Here is a 920-nt window from a genome sequence, read left to right as displayed (position 1 = left end):
GGTGATACGGGTTCGAATCCCGTACGCGGTACAAGGTTAAAAGTCGCTCTGAGAGCGACTTTTGTCGTTTTATGCAGTAATGAAGTTGAGACGCGAAATTTGTTTGAGCACATGAATTGAGATCATAATAAACTCAACAGCTCATTTGCAGGAAATACTCCTAATCAGGCAAAACCTATCAGATCATTTTATCGGGTTTCACTCTTCCTGCCTGAATCCGCTTTGATTCTTGCCTTCTATTGCAAGCAACTGTAAATGAGGTCCTTCAAACTGATTTTACAAATTACTCAATGTATTGAGTAAACTTATTCAATACCCCCCTTATCAGTAAGTGTAAGTTGTCTCATTTTCTATAATTTGCCATTCAATGCCAAACCTGCTACGACATATTATTACAAGATTATTTTCTGCTACTTCCCGCCGCGCCGATAGCCTGCACCAATCAGAATCCTATCTTACAGCACCCGGTTCAGGCAAGGCATTTATTTACTGTCTCGTTGGAAACATAATTGAAGAACGGCTGGATCAAAGCAAGCATACAATGGTAAAAGGGACAAAGCATTTTTCGCCTGGAACTAAAGTTTATTGTTTTCCTCCAATTTGGGGAGATGGCTATGAAAAAATTAAAGTGATCGGGAGACACAGAAAATCTTCGAAGCTGGTTACCATGATCATGCCTTCTAAACATATAACCAATTGGAGACTGAAGACTGTTTACGATCCATTCATTGTAAAACAAATGACAAATCATGGAGGCTGGAGCAACAAAGAAAGTGATAAAGAAAAGATTACTGAGATGCTCAGTTCTCTGATCAGCCTCTTAGAGAATTAGAGAGTATTATAAAAAGAATTTCTGATTATTTCTCTTTCTCCTATATTTGCACCCCCTTACAACGCCGCGTTCGTCTAAGGGTTAGGAC

1 protein-coding gene is annotated in these 920 nt (G+C 39.2%); it reads left to right on the top strand.

Annotated elements, in window-relative coordinates:
* Nucleotides 1-367: 367 nt before the first annotated feature.
* A complete protein-coding gene (locus D9Y29_RS26400) occupies nucleotides 368-832 on the top strand; it encodes a hypothetical protein (protein ID WP_127133253.1) in 465 nt (154 codons plus the stop codon).
* Nucleotides 833-920: the final 88 nt, after the last annotated feature.

Source organism: Pseudoflavitalea rhizosphaerae (genome assembly GCF_003991355.1).
In the GTDB taxonomy this organism is placed as follows: Bacteria; Bacteroidota; Bacteroidia; order Chitinophagales; family Chitinophagaceae; genus Pseudobacter; species Pseudobacter rhizosphaerae.
The sequence above is the reverse complement of the archived record's forward strand: the minus strand, read 5'-3'. Positions and strand labels throughout refer to the sequence as shown.